Consider the following 5,413-nt stretch of genomic DNA (forward strand, 5'->3'; position numbering starts at 1 on the left):
GACCGTCGTCAGGCCGTGGGCCTCGAAGACGCCCTTCGCGAGGGCCACCTGCTCGGGGGTGGGCGACGGGGTGCCGTGCAGGGTGAAGTTCATGCCGAGCGCCTGCCACTTGCCTTCGCCCAGCTTGTGGAAAGGCAGCACGTCCACGCGCGAGACGTTGCCGAGGGAACCCGCGAAGGCGGCCACGCCCTCGATGTTGGCCGGGTCGTCGGTGAGGCCCGGGACCAGCACGAAGCGGACGTGCACTTCTTTGCCGAGGTCGGCGAGGCGCCGCGCGAAGTCGAGGGTGGGCTGGAGCGGGCGGCCGGTGACCTTCTTGTAGGTCTCCCGGTCCCAGGACTTGATGTCGAGCAGGACCAGGTCCACATCGCGCAGCAGCGCGTCGGTGGCACGGACGCCGAGGAAGCCCGAGGTGTCCAGGGCGGTGTGCAGGCCGAGTTCGTGCTTGAAGCGGTGCAGCAGTTCGCCGGCGAAGACCGGCTGGAGCAGGGGTTCGCCGCCGCTGATGGTGGCGCCGCCGCGGGCCGCGGCGATGAACCGGGTGTACTTCGCGGCTTCCGCGATCACGTCGTCGGCCGAGGTGCGCTTGCCGTCACGCATCCGCCAGGTGTCCGGGTTGTGGCAGTACAGGCAGGTCAGCGGGCAGCCGGAGAGGAACGTCACGAAGCGGCTGCCGGGGCCGTCCACGCCGGTCGACAGGTCCCAGGAGTGCACCGAGCCCTCGACGGGGCGGTGCTTCGCGGCGCCCGCCGGGGTGGCTGCGATGCCGGTGTTCTGGTCGAGCAGGACGGCCATGACGTAACTCCGTTGTCCCTGGAAGGAGTTGGGGCTCGGGGCGGCTCCCCCGGGTGTTGCTTCCCTGGGTGTTGCTTCCCTGGGGGCGGCTCCCCACGATTCGGTGGCCCGTGGGGAGCCGGTGGCTCACAGGGAGCCGTGGAAGGTGCGGTGGATGACGTCGAGCTGCTGCTCACGCGTGAGGCGGACGAAGTTCACCGCGTATCCGGAGACCCTGATGGTCAGCTGCGGGTAGTTCTCGGGGTGTTCCATGGCGCCCTCGAGGGTCGCCATGTCGAGCACGTTGACGTTCATGTGGAAGCCGTCGCTCGCCATGAAGCCGTCCAGGACACCGGACAGGTTCTCGACGCGCTCCTCGGGGCTGCGGCCGAGGGCGTCCGGGGTGATCGTGTTGGTCAGCGAGATGCCGTCCTCGGCGTCGTCGTAGTCGAGCTTGGCGACCGACATCGCGGAGGCGATGTAGCCGTACTGGTCACGGCCGTTCATCGGGTTGGCGCCCGGGGCGAAGGGGGTGCCCGCGCGGCGGCCGTCCGGGGTGTTGCCGGTCTTCTTGCCGTAGACGACGTTCGAGGTGATCGTCAGGACGGACTGCGTGTGCAGGGCGTCGCGGTACGTGGGGTGCCTGCGGATCTTCTCCATGAAGCCGGAGACGATGCGCTGGGCGATCTCGTCGGCGCGGTCGTCGTTGTTGCCGTAGGCCGGGTAGTCGCCCTCGATCTCGTAGTCGACGGCGAGGCCGGTCTCGTCGCGGACGACCTTCACGCGGGCGTGCTTGATGGCCGACAGCGAGTCCGCGGCGACCGAGAGTCCGGCGATGCCGCAGGCCATGGTGCGCAGGATCGTGCGGTCGTGCAGCGCCATCTCGATGCGCTCGTAGGCGTACTTGTCGTGCATGTAGTGGATGACGTTGAGCGCGTGCACGTAGGTCTTGGCGAGCCACTCCAGCATCGCCTCGTACCGCTCGGCGACCTGCTCGTAGTCGAGGTGGTCGCCTTCGATGGGCTGGAAGCCCTCGACGACCCGCTTGCCGGACTTCTCGTCGCGGCCGCCGTTGATGGCGTAGAGCAGGGCCTTGGCGACGTTCACGCGGGCGCCGAAGAACTGCATCTGCTTGCCGACGGCCATCGCCGAGACGCAGCAGGCGATGGCGGTGTCGTCGCCGTACTTGGGGCGCATCAGCTCGTCGGACTCGAACTGGATGGCGGAGGTGTCGATGGCGACCTTCGACGCGAAGTCCTTGAAGCCCTGCGGGAGTTGCCGCGACCAGAAGACGGTCAGGTTGGGCTCGGGGGCCGGGCCCAGGTTGTAGAGGGTCTGGAGTGCGCGGAAGGTGGTCCGGGAGACCAGCGGGCGGCCGTCCTCGCCGATGCCGGCCATGGACCAGGTGACCCAGGTCGGGTCGCCGGAGTAGAGCTCGTTGTACTCGGGGGTGCGCAGGAAGCGGACGATGCGCAGCTTGATGACGAAGTCGTCGATGAACTCCTGCGCCTGCTCCTCGGTGAGGACGCCGTTGTCGATGTCGCGCTGCAGGTAGATGTCGAGGAAGTTGTCGATGCGGCCGATCGACATGGCCGCGCCGTTCTGCTCCTTGACCGCCGCGAGGTAGGCGAAGTACAGCCACTGCACGGCTTCGCGGCCGCTGGTGGCGGGGCGGGAGATGTCGTAGCCGTACGACAGTGCCATGGCCTTGAGTTCGCCCAGGGCCTTGATCTGCTCCGCGGTCTCCTCGCGCTCGCGGATCACGTTCTCGGTGGGCCACGCGGCGTCGAGTTCGGCCTTGACGGTCTTCTTGTCCTCGATGAGGCGGTCGACGCCGTAGAGGGCGACGCGGCGGTAGTCGCCGATGATGCGGCCTCGGCCGTAGGCGTCCGGGAGGCCGGTGATGATGCCGGAGGAGCGGCAGGCGCGGATCTCGGGGGTGTACGCGTCGAAGACGCCGTCGTTGTGCGTCTTGCGCAGGTGCGTGTAGATGTCCCGGACGCCGGGGTCGGCCTCGTAGCCGTACGCGTTGAGGGCGCTCTCGACCATGCGCCAGCCGCCGTTGGGCATGATCGCGCGCTTCAGCGGGGCGTCGGTCTGGAGGCCGACGATCAGGTCGCTGTCGGCGTCGATGTAGCCGGGCTTGAAGGCGTCGATACGCGACGGGGTCCGCACGTCGACGTCGTGGACGCCGCGCTCGATCTCGTCGGGGAACATCGCGAGCAGTCGCTGCCAGACGGCGGTGGTCCGCTCAGTCGGGCCCGCGAGGAAGGAGTCGTCGCCCTCGTACGGGGTGTAGTTCTGCTGCACGAAGTCACGGACGTCGATGGCGTCCCGCCACAGCCCGCCCTTGAAACCGTCCCAGCAGTCCCAGCCGTCCCGGGCTTCGCCGTTCGCCGTCTTCTCCGCGGGAGTTGCGGTCATCGTGCACACCTTCCGGTCACTGTGCCTTCGCTCCCCTCCATTGCACTCCCGCTGATCGATCATTTGGCTCGGCGATGGTCCCCTGTTTCGGGGCGGAGGACCCGTGCACCTCCGCGATCAAGCGGGCGCGACCGCCTTGACCTGCGGGTTCTTCCGGGACTTTGGACCGTTGGGCACTTGTGAAGGCATTCACAAAAATGTGCCCGGAACGCCGGGAAGGCGGGCCCCCGAAGGGACCCGCCCGCCAAGGGGTGACGCTCAGGAGGGGGACTCGGCGCCCTTGCGGGCGTAGAACCACCAGCAGACGACGATGCAGCTGACGTAGAAGGCGACGAAGCCCCACATCGCGCTGGTCACGGCGAAGTTGGCGAAGAGTGCCGGGATGAAGAAGAAGCCGTAGGCGGCGATGGCGGCGGTGAAGCCGGTGACGGCGCCGGACTCCATCTCGGTCTGCTTCAGGGCCTTCGCGTACTCGGGGGTGCCTTCGGTGAGGCCCTTCAGGTGCTGGTTGCGGAAGATCACCGGGATCTGGCGGAAGGTCGAGCCGTTGCCGATGCCGGAGAAGAAGAAGGCGGCGAGGAAACAGAGGAAGAAGCCCGCGAAGTCACCCGAACCGGAGCCGCTGGGAAGGAAGTTGATGACGCCGATGATCGACAGGGCCATGCCCACGAAGGACAGGATCGTGACGCGGGCGCCGCCCAGCTTGTCCGCGATCCAGCCGCCGGCCCAGCGGGCCAGGGCGCCGAGGGCGGGGCCCATCCAGGCGTAGGTCGCGACGGAGTAGTCCGGGAAGGTCGTCTTGATGAGCATCGGCAGGGCGGCGGCGAAGCCGATGAAGGAGCCGAAGGTGCCGACGTAGAGCCAGGTCATCAGCCAGTTGTGCTTGCGCTGGAAGATGATCTTCTGCTGGCTGAACGAGGTCGAGGCGGACTTGAGGTTGTTCTGGCCGAACCAGGCGACGGCGGCCAGGACGATCAGGACCGGGACCCAGACGAACGCGGCGTTCTGCAGGTACACCGGCGAGCCGTCGGCCTTGTGCTGGGCCGAGCCGATGGCGAGCACCGAGCTGGTGATGACGATCGGGGTGAGCAGCTGGACGACGGAGACACCGAGGTTGCCGAGGCCGCCGTTGATGCCGGTGGCGTTGCCCTTCTGCGCCTTCGGGAAGAAGAAGCCGATGTTGGCCAGGGAGGAGGAGAAGTTGGCACCGCCGATGCCGCAGAGCGCGGCGATGGTCGCCATCTCGGTGAAGGAGGTGGAGGTGTCCTGGATCGCGAAGCCAAGCCAGATCAGCGGGACGACCAGGACGAGTGTGGAGAGCGCGGTGAAGGTGCGCTGGCCGATCCTCGGGCCGAGGAAGGTGTAGAAGATCCGGGCCGTACCGCCGGTCAGACCCGGGATCGCGGTGAGCCAGAACAGCTGCGAGGTGCTGAAGGCGAAGCCGACGTCCTTGAGGTTCGTTGCGGTGACGCTCCACACCTGCCACACCACGAAGGCGACGAGAAGGGCGGGGACGGCTATCCACAGGTTGCGGGCGGCGACCCGCTTGCCGGTGGACTTCCAGAAGAGTTCGTTCTCCGGCTCCCAGTCGGCGATGGTGCGGCCGGGCCGGTACTGCGCGGGATCGTACGACCGCTCCGCGACGGTGGCCACTTCTTCCTTTACGGCAGGACTCATGGCGTCGTTCCTGGTGGTGAGGAGGGTTCCTTACATATCCAGGGTGTCTGCGAAGTACGAGAGGAATCAGAGGAATTAGTCGTGATTGCGAGTTGGCTTAGGGCCCTTTTACGGCTGTGCCCTAGGTCCCGGTGCGGGCCGGTACCCAGGGCGCGGGGCGCGTGGGCGCGTGGACGAGTGCCGGGCTAGGGCAGTTCGTGCACCGGGAGGGACATGTCGGGGTCGTCGAGGCAGACGCCGGTGCGCAGGTCGAAGCCCTGCTTGTGCATGGGGGAGGCGACGACGGGTACGCCGCCGACGGAGCCCAGGATTCCGTCGGCGATGACGTCGGCCCACTCGTCCTGGTGGGCGGCCACGTGGCGGGACGTGCGGCCCCGCTCGGGCGGACCAGAGGCCCGGGGGGAGCGGGACGGGACCACCGGCCTGCCCGGTACGGACAGGACCACCGGCCTGCCCGGGTCAGACGGGACCACCGGCCTGCCCGGTTCGGGTCGTGCGGCCGGTCCCGGTGAGCCCGCACGTCCGTACGGTCGGGAAC

The 5,413-nt window shown here is 68.1% G+C and carries 4 protein-coding genes; all 4 read right to left on the minus strand.

All coding sequences use genetic code 11. The annotated features are described in order from the left end of the window. The coding region (gene pflA / locus GUY60_RS33570) for a pyruvate formate-lyase-activating protein (protein ID WP_161704799.1) at nt 1-795 on the minus strand (795 nt) is incomplete at its 3' end. Between the two features lie 126 nt (nt 796-921). Continuing rightward, nucleotides 922-3,198, minus strand: a complete 2,277-nt coding sequence (pflB, locus tag GUY60_RS33575; RefSeq protein WP_161704801.1) for a formate C-acetyltransferase — start codon at nt 3,196-3,198, stop codon at nt 922-924. Between the two features lie 258 nt (nt 3,199-3,456). Continuing rightward, complete coding sequence (locus GUY60_RS33580) at nt 3,457-4,875, minus strand: NarK family nitrate/nitrite MFS transporter (RefSeq protein WP_161704803.1); 1,419 nt, start codon at nt 4,873-4,875, stop codon at nt 3,457-3,459. A gap of 185 nt (nt 4,876-5,060) precedes the next feature. Then, the coding region (locus tag GUY60_RS33585) for a nitrite reductase (NAD(P)H) small subunit (protein WP_246235979.1) at nt 5,061-5,413 on the minus strand (353 nt) is incomplete at its 5' end.

The sequence above is a fragment of the Streptomyces boluensis genome (assembly GCF_009908195.1).
Taxonomy (GTDB): domain Bacteria; phylum Actinomycetota; class Actinomycetes; order Streptomycetales; family Streptomycetaceae; genus Streptomyces; species Streptomyces boluensis.

Bases quoted from the DNA above. Each gene is read 5' to 3' on its own strand.
- pflB (WP_161704801.1), bottom strand. From the start codon at position 3,198: ATGACCGCAACTCCCGCGGAGAAGACGGCGAACGGCGAAGCCCGGGAC.
- GUY60_RS33580 (WP_161704803.1), bottom strand. From the start codon at position 4,875: ATGAGTCCTGCCGTAAAGGAAGAAGTGGCCACCGTCGCGGAGCGGTCG.